This window comes from Paenibacillus sp. YIM B09110 (assembly GCF_037167145.1).
Classification (GTDB): Bacteria; Bacillota; Bacilli; order Paenibacillales; family Paenibacillaceae; genus Pristimantibacillus.
Window position 1 is genome coordinate 113,896 of record NZ_JBANSP010000010.1, and the last position, 18,189, is coordinate 132,084.

Annotated in this window: 18 protein-coding genes and 1 pseudogene; 7 read left to right on the top strand and 12 right to left on the bottom strand. The window is 49.6% G+C overall.

Going from position 1 to position 18,189, the window contains the following annotated elements; genetic code table 11:
- Window positions 1-34: 34 nt before the first annotated feature.
- The 7 genes from V8F51_RS16485 to pdhA all read right to left on the bottom strand — a co-directional run bounded on the left by V8F51_RS16485 (window position 35) and on the right by pdhA (window position 7,045).
- A complete protein-coding gene (locus V8F51_RS16485) occupies window positions 35-523 on the bottom strand; it encodes a dihydrofolate reductase (protein ID WP_337101384.1) in 489 nt (162 codons plus the stop codon).
- 51 nt (window positions 524-574) lie between these two features.
- Entirely contained in the window at window positions 575-1,531 is a 957-nt protein-coding gene (locus tag V8F51_RS16490; protein WP_337101385.1) for a thymidylate synthase, read from the bottom strand.
- Window positions 1,532-1,584: 53 nt separating this feature from the next.
- Window positions 1,585-2,028, bottom strand: coding sequence for an acyl-CoA thioesterase (locus V8F51_RS16495; protein ID WP_442956440.1), 444 nt, complete (start codon window positions 2,026-2,028; stop codon window positions 1,585-1,587).
- A 159-nt stretch (window positions 2,029-2,187) separates the two neighbouring features.
- Window positions 2,188-3,603 carry a dihydrolipoyl dehydrogenase gene (gene lpdA / locus V8F51_RS16500; RefSeq protein WP_337101386.1) on the bottom strand — a complete coding sequence of 472 codons (1,416 nt, stop codon included), beginning with the start codon at window positions 3,601-3,603 and terminating at the stop codon, window positions 2,188-2,190.
- A 3-nt stretch (window positions 3,604-3,606) separates the two neighbouring features.
- Window positions 3,607-4,923, bottom strand: a complete 1,317-nt coding sequence (locus V8F51_RS16505) for a dihydrolipoamide acetyltransferase family protein (RefSeq protein WP_337101387.1) — start codon at window positions 4,921-4,923, stop codon at window positions 3,607-3,609.
- Window positions 4,924-4,979: 56 nt separating this feature from the next.
- Window positions 4,980-5,957 carry an alpha-ketoacid dehydrogenase subunit beta gene (locus V8F51_RS16510; protein ID WP_337101388.1) on the bottom strand — a complete coding sequence of 326 codons (978 nt, stop codon included), beginning with the start codon at window positions 5,955-5,957 and terminating at the stop codon, window positions 4,980-4,982.
- A gap of 20 nt (window positions 5,958-5,977) precedes the next feature.
- Entirely contained in the window at window positions 5,978-7,045 is a 1,068-nt protein-coding gene (gene pdhA, locus V8F51_RS16515) for a pyruvate dehydrogenase (acetyl-transferring) E1 component subunit alpha (protein WP_337101389.1), read from the bottom strand.
- Window positions 7,046-7,352: 307 nt separating this feature from the next.
- Between pdhA and V8F51_RS16520 the strand changes: the two genes are divergently transcribed.
- Window positions 7,353-8,093, top strand: a complete 741-nt coding sequence (locus tag V8F51_RS16520; protein WP_337101390.1) for an alpha/beta hydrolase — start codon at window positions 7,353-7,355, stop codon at window positions 8,091-8,093.
- Between the two features lie 322 nt (window positions 8,094-8,415).
- Here V8F51_RS16520 and V8F51_RS16525 read toward each other — a convergent pair whose 3' ends face one another.
- Together V8F51_RS16525 and V8F51_RS16530 are read right to left on the bottom strand one after the other, a co-directional pair.
- Window positions 8,416-8,907 carry a low molecular weight protein-tyrosine-phosphatase gene (locus V8F51_RS16525; protein WP_337101391.1) on the bottom strand — a complete coding sequence of 164 codons (492 nt, stop codon included), beginning with the start codon at window positions 8,905-8,907 and terminating at the stop codon, window positions 8,416-8,418.
- On the bottom strand, window positions 8,894-9,532 hold the full coding sequence (locus V8F51_RS16530) for a trimeric intracellular cation channel family protein (RefSeq protein ID WP_337101497.1): 639 nt from the start codon (window positions 9,530-9,532) through the stop codon (window positions 8,894-8,896). Before V8F51_RS16530 ends, V8F51_RS16525 begins: the two co-directional genes overlap by 14 nt.
- A 228-nt stretch (window positions 9,533-9,760) precedes the next feature.
- Here V8F51_RS16530 and V8F51_RS16535 point away from each other — a divergent pair, with 228 nt between their 5' ends.
- The 6 genes and pseudogenes from V8F51_RS16535 (at window position 9,761) to V8F51_RS16555 (ending at window position 14,238) form a co-directional block, all read left to right on the top strand.
- Window positions 9,761-10,399 (top strand): thiamine diphosphokinase, encoded by a 639-nt coding sequence (locus V8F51_RS16535; protein ID WP_337101392.1) that lies wholly within the window; start codon window positions 9,761-9,763, stop codon window positions 10,397-10,399.
- Between the two features lie 147 nt (window positions 10,400-10,546).
- Window positions 10,547-12,130 carry a plastocyanin/azurin family copper-binding protein gene (locus V8F51_RS16540; RefSeq protein WP_337101393.1) on the top strand — a complete coding sequence of 528 codons (1,584 nt, stop codon included), beginning with the start codon at window positions 10,547-10,549 and terminating at the stop codon, window positions 12,128-12,130.
- A gap of 17 nt (window positions 12,131-12,147) precedes the next feature.
- Window positions 12,148-12,834 (top strand): cupredoxin domain-containing protein, encoded by a 687-nt coding sequence (locus V8F51_RS16545; RefSeq protein ID WP_337101394.1) that lies wholly within the window; start codon window positions 12,148-12,150, stop codon window positions 12,832-12,834.
- A gap of 83 nt (window positions 12,835-12,917) precedes the next feature.
- Window positions 12,918-13,496 carry an RNA polymerase sigma factor gene (locus V8F51_RS16550; RefSeq protein WP_337101395.1) on the top strand — a complete coding sequence of 193 codons (579 nt, stop codon included), beginning with the start codon at window positions 12,918-12,920 and terminating at the stop codon, window positions 13,494-13,496.
- 25 nt (window positions 13,497-13,521) lie between these two features.
- Window positions 13,522-13,596, top strand: a pseudogene (locus V8F51_RS31595) (hypothetical protein); the annotation flags it as partial.
- Window positions 13,597-13,656: 60 nt separating this feature from the next.
- Window positions 13,657-14,238: an anti-sigma factor gene (locus V8F51_RS16555; RefSeq protein ID WP_337101396.1), complete on the top strand. Its 582-nt coding sequence runs from the start codon at window positions 13,657-13,659 to the stop codon at window positions 14,236-14,238.
- A gap of 72 nt (window positions 14,239-14,310) precedes the next feature.
- Here the strand turns inward: V8F51_RS16555 and V8F51_RS16560 are convergent, their stop codons facing one another.
- The 3 genes from V8F51_RS16560 to V8F51_RS16570 all read right to left on the bottom strand — a co-directional run bounded on the left by V8F51_RS16560 (window position 14,311) and on the right by V8F51_RS16570 (window position 18,173).
- Entirely contained in the window at window positions 14,311-16,296 is a 1,986-nt protein-coding gene (locus V8F51_RS16560) for an endonuclease MutS2 (RefSeq protein ID WP_337101397.1), read from the bottom strand.
- A gap of 429 nt (window positions 16,297-16,725) precedes the next feature.
- Window positions 16,726-17,502, bottom strand: coding sequence for an MBL fold metallo-hydrolase (locus V8F51_RS16565; protein ID WP_337101398.1), 777 nt, complete (start codon window positions 17,500-17,502; stop codon window positions 16,726-16,728).
- Complete coding sequence (locus V8F51_RS16570; RefSeq protein WP_337101399.1) at window positions 17,499-18,173, bottom strand: GNAT family N-acetyltransferase; 675 nt, start codon at window positions 18,171-18,173, stop codon at window positions 17,499-17,501. The genes V8F51_RS16565 and V8F51_RS16570 overlap by 4 nt, the downstream gene beginning before the upstream one ends.
- Window positions 18,174-18,189 lie beyond the last annotated feature (16 nt).

Here is an 18,189-nt window from a genome sequence, read left to right on the forward strand (position 1 = left end):
TCGTAAAAAGTATACGTGATCCCGCTAAAAATTGCTACTGCTTACGTAAATAAGTACAAAATGTAAAGTTATACGTATTGTGCTCATCCTTCTGTTTATGTTCGCCTTTGGTCAATTGCCACTCTGTTTCATCGAACGACGGGAAGTAAGCATCGGCTCCTTCAATGTCAGCTTCGACGTCCGTTAGAAGCAGCTTGTCCGCAAATGGAAGGAACTGCTCATAGATATCGGCACCGCCCATAACCATCAACTCGTCGCCCCGAAATTTCTCAAGCGCTTCCTCAATGGAATGAACAATCTCGCAGCCTTCCTGCATATAATCGGCTTGCCTAGTCAAAATAACGTTTTTGCGGTTCATAAGCGGCTTGCCAATCGAATCAAACGTTTTTCTGCCCATAAGTACGGTCTTGCCCGTTGTGTTGGCTGTAAAATAAGCCATCTCTGCCTTCAAGCGCCACGGCATGCGGTTTTCAATGCCGATCGCACGTTTGCGGTCCATGGCAGCAATTAAAGTTATAGACATCGAAGCTGCCCCTCTCTAATGAAATACGCGATCGTCTTCCTTATTAAGACACTAAACGGCTACTGGAGCCTTAATCGTCGTGTGCGGATTGTACCCTTCTACCTGTAAGTCGGATACTTCGAAATCAAATATCGATTTTTTGTCCGTATTCAGAATAAGCTTCGGAAGCTCTCGTGGCTGGCGGCTTAGCTGCAGCTCGATCTGCTCGATATGATTGCTGTAAATATGAGCATCGCCGAGTGTATGAATGAAATCTCCGACCTCAAGGCCGCATTCATGCGCGATCATATGCGTCAGCAGCGCGTAGCTGGCGATATTGAACGGAATGCCAAGAAAAATATCCGCGCTTCGTTGGTACAGCTGACAAGACAGCTTGCCGTCTGCTACATAGAATTGGAACATCGTGTGGCATGGCGGCAAAGCCATTGTCGGGATATCTTCCGGATTCCACGCCGATACAATCAGCCTTCTGGAATCGGGATTGCGCTTGATCGTATCGATGACATCCTTCAACTGGTCAATCGTCTCGCCCTGTGTTGTCTTCCATTGCCGCCATTGCTTGCCGTATACATCACCGAGTTCGCCGAATTCAGCAGCGAATGCTTCGTCTTCAAGCACATTGCGCTTAAAGATATCCATCTGCTCCGTATACAACACATGAAACGCTTCGTCAGTTTGCGAGCGCAAACCGAAGTTCGTCATATCAGGTCCATTATAAGCGCTGCTCTCTATCCATCTCTTGAACGCCCATTCGTTCCAAATATTGTTGTTGTTCTGAAGCAAATAACGGATGTTCGTATCACCCTTTATAAACCATAAAAGCTCGCTCGCGATTAAGCGGAACGGAACTCGTTTTGTCGTTATTAGCGGAAAGCCTTCGCGCAAGTCGAAGCGCATCTGATAACCGAAAGTCGAAATCGTGCCCGTTCCCGTGCGGTCTTCCTTCTTCGTGCCGCTGGAAAGCACATCCCTTAGCAGCGTCAGATAGGCTTGCTCGTTGTTGCTCATTTCGATTCGCCCCCTATTCTCAACCCAACTGCAAAATATCATATATTATATCATTAAATGCGATCTCTGTCCTGCTTTCGTTTACGCCGCAACTGATGACGCTCTGGCGCAGAAGCATGAAGGCTGCGCTCCTCCTCAGACTCCGGAATGACAGCTGGAACAGGCGATGGTTTGCCGTCTGGCCCAAGCGCAACAAAGTTGAAAAATGCAGTAACCGTCTTCCTGCGCTCACCCGTATACAAATTCTCCGACTCCACAGTAACGTATATTTCCATCGAGCTGCGATGCGTCCAAGTTACGAACGCTTCAACCTCTATGACCTCTCCAACCCGAATCGGCGCCAAAAAATCGAGACTGTCGGTTGAGGCTGTCACCACCTGCTTGCGCGCATGGCGCATGGCGGATATCGCTGCGACCTTATCCATATATTCCATCAGCTTGCCGCCAAACATCGTCTCATGATGGTTCGTATCAAGCGGGAATATGAGCTGAGTCATGATGGTTCGCGATTCACTAGCCTTCCTAGTAGCCGATTCCATAAACGATCCCATCCCTTCTGGCACTCGTATTGGCCTTGTAAAGCACAAAGAGGCCCCGACGGCAGAAGCTGCCGCGTGACCTCTATTATTGCGAATAAGCAATGATTATATAGCTTATTACTTAATGAACGTATGGATCGGATGACCAAGAGCCACTTCAGCAGCGTCAAGGACGATCTCGCCAAGCGTTGGATGCGCGTGAATCGTAAGCGCGATATCTTCAAGCGTAGCACCCATCTCGATACCCAGAGCAAGCTCTGCGATCATGTTGGAAGCTTCAATACCGATAATTTGTGCGCCAAGTACAAGGCCGGAGTCCGCATCGGATACGAGCTTCACGAAACCTTCGTTAGCGTTAAGCGACATAGCGCGGCCGTTGATAGCGAACGGGAATTTGCCCACTTTAACGTTATGGCCTTTGTCCTTCGCTTCTTTCTCGCTAAGGCCAACGCTTGCGCATTCTGGATCGGAGAAGCAAACAGCAGGTACGCATTTGTAATCGATGACGCTAGGCAGACCCGAGATCGCTTCTGCTGCGACACGGCCTTCGTACATCGCTTTGTGAGCAAGTGCAGGTCCAGCGATAATATCGCCGATTGCGTAGATGTGCGGGATGCTCGTACGGCATTGTGCATCAACCTCGACAAGACCGCGATCGGACATCTTCATGTTGATCAGATCAAGACCAAGCTCGCCATCCGTGTTAGGACGACGGCCAACGGTTACGAGCAAGTAATCAGCTGTTACTTTCTCTTCTTTGTCGCCTACCGTGTAGGTGACTGTAACGTCTTTGTCTGTTTGTTCTGCGCTCTTCGCTTGTGCGCCGGTAACGATGTCGACATTCGTGCCCTTCAGCTTCTTCGCAACGATCGAGGACATATCCTTGTCGAAGCCAGGAAGGATCGAGTCAGAGCCTTCGATAACCGTAACTTTCGTGCCGAACTTGGAGTACATTTGGCCAAGCTCGATACCGATGTAGCCGCCGCCGATAACAACAAGGCTCTTCGGAATTTCTGGCAAGGACAATGCGCCTGTCGACGATACGATACGGCCGCTGAACGGGAATGCTTTCAGCTCGATCGGACGCGAACCAGTAGCGATGATGCAGTTCTTGAAACGGTAACGCGGCGCTTCTTGATCGTTGAAGACGCGAGCTTCGTTTTCGTTGATGAACATCACTTCGCCTTGGAAGTATTGAACTTTGTTCGCTTTAAGAAGCGATGCAACGCCGCCCGTCAATTTTTTGACGATGCCGTTTTTGAATTCTTGCACTTTAGTGAAGTCAACCTTCGCCTCGCCCACTTCGATACCGAAAGCGGAAGCGTGGCTGATCGACTCATATTGATGCGACGCGGAAATGAGCGCCTTCGACGGAATACAGCCTACATTCAAGCATACGCCGCCTACATATTCTTTATCCACGATTAAGACGTTTTGGCCTAGCTGAGCGGCACGAATTGCCGCTACGTAACCGCCAGGACCTGCGCCGATGACTAGAGTATCAATATCTAGGGAAGCATCTCCAACTACCATGTCTTATACCTCCATAATGAACAGTTCAGGTTGGCCCAGAAGCTGTTTGATGTAGTTCATAAAGTTTTGTGCGGTTGCGCCGTCGATGAGACGGTGGTCGAAGCTAAGCGACAATGCCATAACTGGAGCCGCTACGATCTCGCCGTTACGTACTACCGGTTTCTCGGAGATACGGCCCGTGCCAAGAATCGCAACTTCAGGGAAGTTGATTACTGGCGTAAAGAACATGCCGCCAGCCGAACCAATGTTCGAAATTGAGATGGTGCTGCCTCTAAGCTCGTTCGCGCTAAGCTTGCCGTCGCGGCCGCGAACAGCCAGATCACGAATAGCGTCAGCTACCATGAAAATATTTTTGCGGTCCGCGTCTTCGATAACAGGAACGATCAAGCCGTTATCTGTATCTGTTGCGATACCGATGTTGTAATACTTGCGCAGAACGATTTCTTGGTTAGCTTCGTCAAGCGTAGCGTTCATAATCGGGAACTGGCGGCATGCTGCCACGAGCGCCTTCACGATGAACGGCAAGTACGTAAGCTTCGAACCTTTTTTCTCTGCATATGGCTTGTATTTTGCACGAAGCGCAACAAGCTCGGTTACGTCTACTTCATCCATGATTGTAACGTGAGGCGCTGTGTATACCGATTTAACCATCGCGTTCGCAATCGCTTTGCGAATGCCTTTGAACGGTACGCGCTCTTCTGGACGGTAAGCTGTGCCGGAAGCAACCGGAGCTGCTTTCGCTTCGCTCTTAGGTGCTGCTTGATCAGCAGGTGCCGCTGCATCAGTTGTTACTGCTGCAGGAGCTGCCGCTGCGCCGCCGAATCCAGTAACGTCATCACGCGTAATACGTCCGTTTTTGCCAGAGCCGTTTACTTGCGTCAAGTCAACGCCTTGTTCGCGAGCGAACTTGCGAACGCTAGGTGTTGCAAGTACGAGTCCGCCAGTTGCTTTAGGCGCTTCAGCGGATGGAGCAGCAACAGGAGCCGCTTGTACTGCTGGTGCAGCTGCAGGAGCTGCCGCTGGTGCCGCTTCCGCCTTAGGCGCTTCCGCAGCAGGAGCTGCTTGCTCAGGCAAGTCGCCTTCCGCATCAATAATCGCAACAACCTCGCCAACATGGCATACTTGGCCGTCCTTCATACGAACTTCCACTACTTTGCCGTTAACCGGACAAGGCACTTCTACGATCGCCTTGTCGTTTTGAACTTCCATAATAATATCATCGTCAGTTACCGTGTCTCCGACCTTGATATGCACTTTAACGATTTCGCCCTCGTGCAATCCTTCGCCGAGCTCTGGGAAACGATATTCAAATTTAGCCACCGATCGCATCCTCCTCAATGTCAAACTCACTATGCAAGCAAGCTATATTACAAGTTCTAAAAGTTCAGCACTTTCTGTACGGCCGCTACGATGCGTCCCGTCGTTGGAAGCCAAGTGTCCTCGATTTGTGCGAACGGATAAACGGTATCCGGTCCTGCAACGCGAAGCACTGGCGCTTCCAGGTGCAAAATCGCTTTTTCATTGATTTGCGCAATAATCTCAGCGGCAGCGCCAGAAGTTTTCTGTGCTTCTTGTACAACGATCGCACGGTTCGTCTTCTGAATTGATGCTACGATTGTATCGATATCAAGCGGAAGCAGCGTACGAAGGTCGATAACCTCTGCCTTAACGCCCGTTTTCTCAAGTTCGTCAGCCGCTTTCACTGCCGTATGAACCATCATGCCGTAAGAAATGATCGTAACGTCGCTGCCTTCGCGTACAACGTTCGCTTTGCCGATCTCGACCGTGTATTCGCCCTCTGGAACTTCCGCTTTGAACGCACGGTACAAGTTAAGATGCTCCATGAAAAATACCGGATCATTGTCGCGAATAGCCGCGATCATAAGGCCCTTCGCATCGTAAGGGTTCGAAGGGATAACAACTTTGATGCCCGGCGTTTGAATCGCAAGACCTTCAAGGGAGTCGGTATGCAGCTCAGCCGCTTTAACGCCGCCGCCGAATGGCGTACGGAATACGATTGGCGAGTTGTAACGGCCGCCCGAACGATAACGCATGCGAGCCGCTTGAATGAACATTTGATCGAGCGCTTCATAGATGAAGCCTACGAATTGAATTTCGGCGATTGGACGGAATCCTTGGATACCCATGCCGACTGCCATACCTGCGATTGCGGATTCCGCGAGCGGCGTATCGAATACGCGATCTTCTCCGAATTCTTCCTGCAATCCTTCTGTTACGCGGAATACACCGCCGACCTTACCAGCGTCCTCGCCAAAGATGAGAACGTTCGAATCACGTTTTAATTCTGTGCGCATCGCGTCGCGAATCGCTTCCAACATATTCATTTGAGCCATGGTCGTCTGATCCTCCTCTTCTATTGAAAATCGGCTTTTTGCTCTTCAAGATGCTGCGGTGTCGTTTCGAACATCGAATCGATGAGGCCTGGAACGGTCATTTTTTCGACTGCTTCCGCTTTCTTGATATGCTCGTTAACCGTTGCTTTCGCTTCTTCTTTTACGCGAGTTGTATCTTCTTCCGTCCAAAGACCTTTTTTCTCCAAATATTTACCGAAGCGCACAAGCGGATCTTTCAGTGCCCACTCAGCTTCCTCATCTTTCGTACGGTACTTCGTCGCGTCATCCGCCAAGGAGTGCGGACGGAAACGGTATGTCAACATTTCGATTAAAGTAGCGCCTTCGCCGTTGCGTCCGCGTTCAGCAGCTTCACTTACCGCTTTGATTACGGCAAGAACGTCCATACCGTCTACTTGAATGCCTTTGATACCGGCTGCAACCGCTTTGTGCGCAACCGACAATGCTGCCGTTTGTTTAGCGAATGGTGTCGTAATGGCATAACCGTTGTTTTGAACGACATAAATCGCAGGAAGCTTGTAAATTCCGGCAAAGTTAAGACCTTCGTAGAAGTCGCCTTCCGACGAACCGCCGTCGCCTGTATACGTAATCGCTACACGTTTCTCGTTCTTCTTCTTGAACGCCATTGCTACGCCAGTCGCGTGCAAAATTTGTGCGCCGATAATGATTTGCGGCATAAGAACATGCACGTCTTGCGGAATCTGTCCGCCGTGCTGATGTCCGCGGGAATATAAGAATGCTTGGTACAATGGCAAACCATGCCATACCAATTGCGGCATATCGCGGTAACCTGGGCAAATGAAATCGTCTTTATTAAGTGCATACTCACTGCCGATCATCGAAGCTTCTTGTCCGGATACCGGAGCGTAGAAGCCTAGTCTGCCTTGACGGCCTAGGTTGACGGCACGTTCATCCCAAGTACGGGTAAATACCATCCGGTACATAATTTCTTTAAGCTGGTCATCCGTCAGATCAGGAAGCAAGCTTTCGTCGATAACTTCTCCTTCGAGAGACAGCACGGATAGCGGCGTTACCGGTTCCGTTTGAACTTCGTATGGCAATTTGCTCATTTTGAACGCTCACCTCAATTGAAATATTTGAAAATCGTTTACCTCTGTTATAGAATTATTATAAACCTGTTTAACGAAAATGGTCAAAGCAAAAAACAAAAAAACCGTTGTTTTTTCGCTAATTATCATCATTCTGTTAAGAAATTGTATATGCTACAGATAATTATTTGGACTGTAACAGAATAATACAACAGAACGGGAATAGACGATTCACCTATGTTTACCTTACTATTGTTTACCCACATCGGCTGCATTCCATTCAAGCGGTGAAACTGCCAGGCGATTAAATAAGGAGGAATTTTTTACGATGACTGATGAACGTTATTTAAAGAGAACGATTGTGAAAGAAACGGTGGCAAGCCGCTACTTGCCCGAGCAAACTCGCAATTTGCGCGTTTTTCTCCCGCCAGGCTATAACGAGCTGCTCAGCTACCCCGTCGTCTATTGCCAGGACGGGGAAGACTTCTTCAATTTCGGACGCATTGCGACAACTTCGACGCAGCTCATCCTAGACGAAGGTCTTGAACCGTTCATTATTGTAGGTGTTGATGTAGATAAGAAACAGCGCACGGAGGAATATTCGCCGGATGGCGAACGCTTCGCCGCGTATACGACATTTTTCGCAGAGGAGCTTGTCCCTTTCATCGAAGAGCGGTTCGCAGCGAGAAGAGATCGGGACGCCCGCATTCTAGCAGGTGATTCGCTTGGAGGTACGGTGTCTCTGCACTTGGCGCTAAACTATCCTCATCTGTTCAATAAAGTCATTTCTTTGTCCGGCGCCTATTACCCCTATTCCCAAAGCCTAATTGCGAACGAGACCGATCTTCGCGGATTATCCATATACATGATTGTCGGCCTGCAGGAAACCGCTTATGAAACGACGGATCGCGGCGTTTTTGATTTCGTTGCGCTGAACCGTAATGCAAAGGCATTATTGGAATCAAAGCAGGCATCTATCTCCTATGAGGAGAAGGACGGCAAGCATCAATGGGGATTCTGGCAAAAGGAAGTCGGTCAGGCGCTTAGTTATTTTATCGAAGTGGAATAGAGGATTTTGATGAGAAAAATGCTCGCTGTCAGTTACGACAACGAGCATTTTCTGTATCTATGAAACAGTTTCCCGATCTCTACTATTGAAATAACAATTTTGCCTGTATTTCATACAGTCTAATTGGCCCCATTCGCCTGTTAAGTGAATTTTGAGTGGAAATCATACAGTCAAATCCGGCATTTTAGCCCTCAATAGCCTAACTCCGTCCATTTGACTGTACAAAATCCAATCAAACTCTGATATCTTCTCGTTGCTAGCCATTTGACTGCACAAAATCCACTCATAAGGCTAAGACACGAATGAATGGACAGCCTATCCCTTATAATGAAAGATCAGTCTTTATCTTAGTAAGCAACTGACGGCAGCCTGCTTCCACTAATTCATAGACATAATCGAAGTTGCCGCTGTAATACGGATCGGGAACATCGGCGATGCCTCGTTCCGGCAACAGCTCCATGAAAGTGAATAGCTCCTTGCGGTCTTCCCGCTTCGCGTCTGAACGTTCCAGCAACGCTCTAACATCCCGAATATTATTATTGTCCATGCAGACGATATAATCGAATTGACCGAAGTCGTTGTCACTCACGAGTCGGGCTTTCATTCCCTCATATGATATACGATGGGCATCAAGCTGTTTTCTCGTTCCTTCATGCGGCGGATGACCGATATGCCAATCCCCGGTGCCGGCCGAGTCTACTTCGATGACGCCGTCCAGTCCCGCTTCCTTTACTTGATGTCTCATAACCGCTTCGGCCATTGGAGACCTGCAAATATTGCCTAAGCATACAAACAATACGTTAACCTTCGTCATAAGTCCCCTCCTCAATGATTCTTGCCTTTAGCGAACGTCGCGGCAGTTTCCATTTGAAGTATACAGATAACATTCGGAATCCAATAATAATAACGAATAAGATCAGCAGCTCGAGTGTGGACTTGAACCAGCCAAGACCGATTGCAAGTCCCGCCAGCATCGCCCATACGGCATAGATTTCATCCTTTAATACAAGCGGCTTGCGTCCTGCGAGAACGTCCCGAATGATTCCGCCGCCGATCCCTGTCATCATAGCAGCGACAAGCACTGCGCTAAGCGGATGCTTCATTTGAGTTGCATACAGCGCACCTTGAATAGCGAACGCTGACAATCCAATCGCATCGAAAAACGCTTCGCTTTTCCGCCAATGCTGAATCCACTTTACGGGCAATAGGAAAGCAATCGTCATCGCTATGATCGCTATCTTAAGCAATGAGCCTTGATTCCATATCGCCGTAACCGGCATGCCGATCAACAGATTGCGGACAACGCCTCCTCCGAAAGCGGTCACCAATCCAAGAACGAATACGCCTAAGATGTCGTATTCCTCCTCCATCGCAACGATCGCGCCGCTGACTGCGAACGCAATCGTGCCGATGATGCTGAATATGCCGAAAATATCCATATCCACTGCTATACGCCCCTCTTCCCGTCCATTGCACCGAGCCAGCTCGGTAGTTTCCTTCCCCATTTTAGCCCCGACCATTCCGTTACGCAACGACAAATTTCGCCTTTTGTCTAACTTTTTGGTACAACCTATGCAATTTTGAGTAGTTTTTGCCCAGCACATAGCGATATACTGGTAAACGGGCTTATAATGTACGTATTCAGGCTTAAGGAAAGGAAGAGCGAGATGACTCATCGAATCATTATTTTTACGGGCGGCTTGCTGGGAGACTGGGCGCTTGAACATATAACAGAAGACGATTTATTGATCGGAGCAGATAGCGGAGCCAGGTTTCTCGTTCAACACGGACTTCGACCGGATATTGCAATAGGCGATTTCGATTCCGTCAGCGATTCGGACCTAGCAGTCATTCGTGGGCAAAGCGCAAAGACGATTGCTTGCGACCCGATTGACAAAGATTTCACCGACACCGAAATGGCTTTTCGGCTGGCGCTTGATTTGAAGCCGCAAGAGGTCATGCTGCTCGGCGCGCTCGGCACAAGATTCGATCATTCGCTCGCGAATGTACACTTGCTGGCGCTGGCTGATGAGCTCGGTATTTCGGCCTCGATCATTGATCAGCATAATATCATTTACCTTGCGTCCACGGTGACAACGGTTCATAAAAGGAACTTCGCCAATGTATCATTGTTGCCGCTGTCGATGGAGGTTACCGGCATTACGCTTCACGGTTTTCAATATCCGCTAGCGGAAGCCACGCTTTCAATCGGCATGTCTCTCGGGATAAGCAACGTGCTACTGGATGAGACCGGCATCCTTTCGTTCAGAGAGGGCAAGTTGCTTATCATTCAGAGCCGTGATTAAGCACACGGAGGATAATCACAATCCATTATCAGCTGCATCTTTTACTCAAAAATTGCGCTGACGCTCAAACCGATTTGTTCCCTCGTTCGTTATCACCTATGGAAACGTAAGTATTGCGCACTTAAAAACCATAGGAGGTAATTATTAATGAACGCAAAAAAAATGACACTGGCTTTATTTGTTCTGATCCTATGTATGAGCTCAATTCTCGCTTTGGGCGCATCAGCCGAGGAACAAACTGCAGAAACCGTAAGGACCGATGCCGATACCGCCGCTGAGCTTGGTTTGCTGCAAGGTGACGGTAATGGCGTGAACGAAACGTATTTAGCCAAAAAATCAACCAGACTGCAAGCCGCCATCATGTCCCTTCGCCTACAAGGTCTATTGGATGATGCCATTGCCTATACCGGCATCGGAAACTTCTCTGACGCAAGCCAAGTCAGCAACAAAAATCAGGCTGTACTCGCATACCTGAAAAACCACCCGGAACTCGGTTGGACCGGCATCGGCAACGGGAAATTCAATCCAGCCGCCGGCATCAGCTCCCAGCAGCTGTACAAAGTCTTGCTCGAGATCGCGGGCTTCAAGGCGCAGAAGGATTTCCCCTATGCAGATACGGAACAATTCTCCGCTAAGAAGGGCCTGAGGCAAATCGCGGGCACGGCATCCCTCACTAATGAACATATCGCTACCGCGCTCGTCGAGGCGCTAAACGTAACTACGTCCGGCGGAACATCGTTGTTCGCAGATTTGAAGGCTAAAGGCGTTATCGCGGCAACCGCTGCGCTGCCTGACGATCAAATCCTTTTTGAAAGCAGCGATAAGCTGGGAACGTACTTCACCGACCAGAATGGACGTACGCTTTATTTCTTTACAAAGGATGCAGAGGATCCGAACTCCTGCCTGGATCAATGCCTAGTGAACTGGCCGATATTTTACGCTGAGGATCTGCAAATTCCGGGTCAATTGAATCCAGACGACTTCTCGGTGCTGACCCGTTCCGACGGAACCAAGCAAACGACTTATAAAGGCTGGCCTCTCTACTACTTTGTTAAGGATTTGACTGCTGGCGATGTGAACGGCGAAGCTGTCGGCGGCGTATGGTTCGCGGCAAAATCCGACTATGCCGTCATGCTCGGCACCTCGTCGAAGCTTGGCAATTACTTAACGGACGATGAAGGACGCACGCTGTACTATTTTGATAAAGATACGATACAAACGAGCGCATGCGAAGGCGGTTGCCTCGCGAACTGGCCTGCCTATGAGGCAAAAGGAACAAGCACGATATCAACCTTGCCCGCTTCCGATATCGGCTCCATCACCCGCCCGGACGGATCGAAGCAAACGACGTATAAAGGCTATCCGCTGTATTATTTCGTCAAGGACACCAAGCACGGCGATATACTGGGACAAGATGTAAACAAAGTGTGGTTTGTCGTTGATCCGGCCAAGTTTACCGGCACGACGGCGCCGATAGTCAAAACATACCGCATCGATATTAAAGAGTTTTCGTTCGGAACGGAGCCTCTGACAGTTGAAGTCGGATCCCAAATCATCTTCACGAATTTAGATGATATGAAGCATAACGCCGTTGCGCTTGACGGCTCCTTCAAAACTCCGTTGCTCGCCAAAGGAGACTCCTTTACGATTAAATTGGATAAAGCCGGAACGTACAATTATGTTTGTGAGCCGCATATGAACTTTATGACAGGCCAAATCATCGTAAAATGAGCGGAGTGGAGAATAACATGCCAAAGCATACCCGGGTATTAGCGCTCCTCCTTCTAGGCTTGTTAAGTCTCGTTCTCATGTCTGCCTGCGGTTCGAATGAGCCTGAAGAGCAGCAAGCGAATATGGCGAGCTCATCCCCTGTTATTACTACGGAGCCGACGCCGAAAGCGGCGGACAAAGCAGAGACGGAGCAGAACAGCAATACGGATGCCCCGAAGGAAACCGAGACACCGGCAGAAACGCAGGAAGCAACGATCGAGCCCGCTAAGGATATAGCGGCTTCGCCGAAAGCCAAGCCCACCGACAATGTCCATGAAGGCGGACACTCGTCCGGCAAGGAGGACGACGCGAACAATAAAGGAGCAACTCCCCAGCAAACCGCAACACCGAAGCCAAAGCCAACAGCGACCCAGCCAGCGAAGGAAACGCCAACCGATAAGCCGGCGGGACAGGTGCATATCGTAGAAATCGTGAATTTTGCCTTCTCGCCCGCAGAGCTTACCGTCAAAGCGGGAGACAGCGTGAAGTTCATCAATAAGGATGAAGTCGGCCACACAGCTACGGCCGATGACAAAACCTTCGATACCGGAAAGCTCGACCTGGATCAAGCCAATGAAATTATCTTCGCCAATGAGGGCGAGTTTTCCTATTATTGCCTGCCGCATCCGGCGATGAAGGGGACGATCATCGTCGAAGCCGATTAATTGAGCTGAGGGAAACCGTTAAAGGTTTCCCTCTATTTTGGTAAGATGGCATTTATTTAAGCCTGTTCTGGAGGGCACCAGGTATGCGGAATCAATCCGATTATGAGATTATGCTGCTCATCAAGAGAAAACAGCAAAAAGCGCTCGCCATTTTATACGACCGATACGCTTCGCTTATCTATTCCTTCGCCATGAAGGCGTTAAAGAATGAGCAAGCCGCTAGAGATATCGTCCAATCGGTGTTCATGCGGCTGTGGACGACCGAATCGGACTTTAATCCCGATAAGGGGCGGTTTTCCAGCTGGCTGCTCACCATAACCCGGAATCTGACGATTGACTATCAGCGAAAGGAAAGGCGAGTTAATGCGGGGCTTGTCCCTTTCGAGCAGGAGCAGTTGGAGCAAATACCGGACGAGTTCGCGGTATCCCCGGAAGATAACGTCATGAGAGGCTCGCAGAATGAGCAAATTCGCAACGCTTACCTGCATTTGTCCAAGCAGCAAATTATGCTTCTCGAGCATTTTTATTGGCAGGGCTTCAGCTTAAGCGAACTAGCAAAAATCTATAATCAGCCGCTCGGAACGGTCAAGAACCGACTGCATCAAGCTTTGAAAATATTGCGAAGGCATCTTCTTGCGGAAGGGGAAGGATATGATGCGTGACAACGGGCAAAAACTAATCTGCGACATGTGTCTGGATTATATATCCGGCGCATGCACGGATGAAGATAAACGAGCATTCGAACTCCATCTTCCCAACTGTGCCGACTGCCGGGCCGAAATCGATGAGCTTCGTTTAGTATGGGAGGCGTTCCCCGATAGCATGGAAAGAATCGAACCGCCGAAGGATTTGAAGAAACAAGTGATGGATGCAGCATTAGCCGCTGACCGGGTCCGGAAGCCGGCAAGCAGACGTTCCTCTGCGAAGCATTGGATTACCCGCGCCTTGGTCTCGGCCGCCGCTCTTGTCTTTATCGCAGGCTCTGTCTGGAACTACGGCTTGTACCGGGAACGGATGGCTGCCCCGCTTACCTTGGAGGAAGCATTGGACATTCCTGCAACGCAAATTGAGCAATTGGTTTCATTGAAACCGGAGGATTCGCAGGCGGAGCGTGCTTATGGCGTCGCCTGCATCGTCAATAACGGTCAGAGCAAGCAGTTCATCGTCTATGTATTCGGAGCGCAAGCTACGGCCGGCTCGCAAGCTTATCAAGTGTGGCTGTTACAGGACGGTCAAAGGAGAAGCGCAGGCACATTCCGCGTTGATGAGCAAGGCATTGGCGTATTGGCGCTGCCGATCGCGTCAGACAGCCTGACCTTCGATTCGATCGGCATCACCCTTGAACCGGACGACAACGGCGACCAACCCCGCGGCGACAAAAAGTTCGGCTCCATTAAAGGATAAACGTTAAATCGCAGGAAGCAGCCCCTTTAGGTTTATGACCTTGGGGGCTGCTTCTCTTTAAATCGGACCGCTCTATTCCTCTCCGGGAGTAATAATCGTTAGTCCTTCTACATGCTTGCGAGTCATCTGATGTCTCGCTTTGCGATTTTCCTTCGTGTCGAACACGATATCCATATCGTATTGTTCACCTGGATACAGCTTCTCCTTCGCGATATAAAGTCGGAGCCTCTTATGATTGAAGGTATGTTTCTTACCCTGTACCTGAACAATGACTTCTCCCTTCTCATTCGCAGGACGGAAAACAACGCCAGCCCGCTTAAGGGGATAAATCCATACCGCATCGCCTTGTTGAAATGGCTGCATGGAAGGTTTGCTAGACGCATCTGCATGTTTCGTCTCTTTCACTTTCTCTTTAGATGCCGTACTAAAAGCAGCACTCTGCCCTGCTGCGTCAGCTCCATTGCTTGCTTCCATCTGCAGTGCTTCTCTCAGGCCCGGTATAAAGTCATCACCCTGCTTTTGTAATGAAGTGTCTTTCGAAGAAAGCAGCACCTCGGCACGTTTCATCACTTTCTCCGGCAAGCCAAACCGTCTGGCAATGGCGAAGGCATGGCTGTCCCCGGACTCCCCGATTTCCAAGCGGTACAACGGCTGCAGCGTATCGGCGTCAAACGCCATCTTCCCGTTTTGGCAACCTCGCGTAACGGAAGCAAAAGTTTTGATTTCGTTAAAATGTGTCGTCGCAGCCGCAAGCGCACCGCTCGCAAGCAGTTCCTCCAATACGGCAATCGACAGGGCAATGCCCTCAGTCGGATCTGTCCCTGCCGCCAATTCGTCGAGCAGCAATAGTGACCGCGGCGCTGCACATTTGAGCATTTCACTAAGCACCGTAATATGAGAAGAGAACGTGCTCAGCGACTGCTCTAGGCTCTGACCATCTCCGACATCGGCCACGACGTGTCGGAAGACGCCAATCTCGCTTCCTTCCTCCGCAGGAACGAGCAGACCGGATTGAACCATTAGAACGAACAGACCGATTGTTTTCAAGGTTACGGTCTTGCCACCGGTATTCGGTCCTGTAATGATGAGCTGCTTCCAGCCGTAACCAAGCTCTGCGCTCAACGGCACGGAAATTGCCCCAAGCAAAGGGTGCCGAGCGCCGACAAGTCGTATGACTGGCTTATCCGCCAGCTTGATTCGCTTGCCTGCGATCGATCTGGAATGCTTCGCTCTTGCTGTAATAAAGTCAAAGGAAGCCATTGCTTCGACGTTGCGCTTAAGCTCATATGCATAGGCTTCCGCTTTCTCCGAAAGCGCGGACAACACTATTGTACGTTCTCTATCCTCTTCAGCCTTCCATTGTCCCAGCTCCTGCTGCAGATCGGATACGTCATTAGGCTCAACGAACAACGTCTGGCCGCTCGAAGACTCATCCCACACCGTACCCGGTACCTGCTTCCTTAATTCTCGCTTTACAGGAATGACGTAACGATCCCGTCGCTTGCTCACAATCGGTTCTTGCAGCGCCGACTTATATTTGCTCAGCGTCTGCTCCAGTTTGCGCTGAATCTTATCTTCCGCCGCATAAATATGTCTTCGAATATAAGCAAGGTCATGACTGGCCTGGTCGGTCAATTGACCGTAACGAATGCAGCGGGCGAGCTCCTCTCTAAGCTCCGGACAATCGAACATGGAATCAGCATAGGCAGCAATCGTCGGCGCGATATGTCGCTTGCTGTTCATATACTTTTTCATTTGAGCAACTGAAGTGAGCCATACGGCCAATTGATCAAGCTCCGCCTCGTTGTAGATTCTTCCTTTGCCCAGCAATGCCATGAAAGGTTCTATTCCTTCCATTGCCGATAACGGAATACTGGCGCCGCTCGCTAGAAGGTCGGTTGCCTCGGCTGTCTCTTGCAGCCACGCCTCCACTTGACGATGGTCAGTGCTAGGCTTCATTCGCTCTGCCAACACCTTGCCGGCTTCGGATACCGTATAACTGATAACCGATTCCTTGATTTTGTCGTACTCTAATCTTTTCAACGTAGCTTCATTCATTGCTTGTTAGCCTCCTTATAATAAAAAAAGACAGGAACAGAACGCGGGCGCGTTCCGTTCCTGTCTTCATTGATCGACATAGCCCCTATACAGAATATGAATAAGCTAACCATCGTAACGCAAACAACGCTATGAGTGCTTATTCGTAAAAATCTGTATAAAAAAAGCCGTGCTGCTAGAGCACGGCGATTGGCACCTGTCGAATGCATTCAGGCGGAAATCCTCATGTTCTTAACTCATGGCGGCGAATGGCGAAATAGAGCCTTGCGCATACAGATTTCCTGACATGCGAAACAAGACTTGTCGTACATTCGACCTTATCCAATTTAGGAGTTAAGAACACCGGTAATCATTAAAATTTCCCCTTTAGGCATGTAATACTTTTACTTTACAAAAAAACTAGCTTGTCTGTCAAGCGAATCCGATTGCTCACACTTCAACCACTAGACCCGTATAAGCGAATGAAGCGTTATGAGGCAACGGATACGGATGGCGCAAATCAATATCATGAGACATATGCGTGAAATAGGTTGTCCGCGGCTTCCACTTCTGGATAAGCGCCAGCGCTTCTGTTACGTCGTATACGGAACGCGTATCGTAGGCATAAGGCTCTTCATAGAAGCTCGTTCCGAAGATGAGCAAGTCCAGCCCCAATAACGGCTCTTGCTCCTGTTCGGACAACCCAATCGAATCCGAGCAATAAGCCCAAGCAACGTCTGATTCCTTGTGATCGAAACGAAACGCATATGAATAACCATTTTTCCCATGGTTGACGCGCCAGGCTCGTGCAAGCCAATTGCCGATTGTGATCGGCTCATCGAATGACCGAAATTCAATATGGGTGGCCAACCATGGAAAACGGGCTAATATCTCCGATATCACTTCCGACGGCGAATAGGCGACTCCCCTCTTCCCAAGCCAACGGCAGGCATCCGCCCACTCGACAAGTCCGCCAATATGATCAAAGTGCGCATGCGTAATAAGGATGGCGTCTACCTGACGTGCACCAGCCTCTTCCATCTGCCTTGCCCAGTCCGGTCCGCAATCGATCCAAACATTACCTGCAATTTCGTCAACGATTTGCAGAGAAGATCGATAGCGCTTATTCACCTGCGTTGACCTCGCTTCTTCGCAAACCGGACACCCGCAGTATACGCGCGGTACGCCCATCGCATCGCCCGTACCTCTAAACATCAGCTTCGTCATAGTGGCAGAAGCTCTACTTTGTCCGCTTCACGCAGCTTCGCCATCATATCAAGCCACTCCTGCGGTTTATTCGGAAGAGCTACATAGTAACCTTCAAGAAATTGCGCAATGAGTGCTGCATCAAGAGATTCCAATGTCTCATCCTGCGGCATGAAGCATAGATCCAGCTCAGACACCGCTTTTCCTTCGTGATCCCAAGAAGGGTGTACATATGGGAAGTTAATCCGTTTATATCCGATATGCGACAGCACCTCGCGTCTAACGATCGGATTCATTGGCGACACGCCTCCGAATTCATGGATGCCTGCTCGATAAGGATCATACACCTCGGCGAACATGCCGATCGGCGTTATGCCGGATTCGTCTGCGAGTCGCTGCAAATCCGCTTCACGCTTGCGATACAAGAAACGTCCAATGCCCATCGATGGACGGCCGATTATTGTGAAATCAGTCATGGCAACCCGAAGCAACGGATAATAACGGTATTCGGTCGAGCCTACAACGTCCTCTCCATGCAAGGCTGCATAGACATGAATGGACGGATCTTCGAGCGGCTCCCGCCAAAGCTCATACTCCAATACCTCTTCAGGCGGGAAAATCGTTTGAAGCAGCTCGTGCAGCTTCTTAAAATAAGGATCCTCTATGGAAGTAATACGATGATAAGTAAGCATAGCGACAGCAACTCTC